Genomic DNA, 680 nt, shown 5'->3' with positions numbered 1-680 from the left:
CGAATCACTTCGCGCAGATAGCCCGGATCACGATGACCACCCGGACGCGCCATCACCAGCCGTGCGCCATTGAACAGCGGCCAGAAGAATTCCCAGACCGACACATCGAAGCTGAACGGTGTCTTCTGCAACACGCTGTCCGAAGCGTTAAGACCGTATTCGTCCTGCATCCACAGCAGGCGGTTGACCACGCCACGGTGTTCGTTCATCACGCCTTTGGGCTGGCCGGTGGAACCCGAGGTGTAGATCACATAAGCCAGATGCTCGGGACGCACCTCGGCCCGCAGCGGGTTGGTGTCCGGCTGTGCGAGGAAACCTTCACGTTCGGCATGCTCGGGATCGAGCAACAGCACCGGCACATCGCTTGGCGGAAGCACCGCACGCAAGGCTTCCTGGGTGAGGATCACCGCCGGGGCAGAGTTCTCCAGCATGTAGGTCAGGCGATCAATCGGATAATCCGGGTCCAGCGGCACATAAGCGGCGCCAGCTTTGAGAATCCCCAGCAGCCCCGCGACCATTTCCAGGCTACGATCCACACAGATCGCCACCCGGTCGTCCGGGCCGAGACCCAGGCCGATCAAGCGCTGGGCGATACGGTTGGCCTGTCGGTTGAGTGCGTCGTAAGTCAGGCTGCCCTTCTCGTCCACCACCGCTACTGCGTCACCACTGGTAGCGACACG

General features: G+C 62.1%; 1 protein-coding gene. It reads right to left on the bottom strand.

What is annotated here, in order from left to right; translation table 11 throughout:
• The coding region (locus M5B96_RS32380) for an AMP-binding protein (RefSeq protein WP_248801235.1) at positions 1-680 on the bottom strand (680 nt) is incomplete at both ends.

The organism is Pseudomonas sp. MWU13-2105, from assembly GCF_023242315.1.
GTDB lineage: Bacteria > Pseudomonadota > Gammaproteobacteria > Pseudomonadales > Pseudomonadaceae > Aquipseudomonas.
This window is presented reverse-complemented; position numbering and strand designations above follow the sequence as displayed.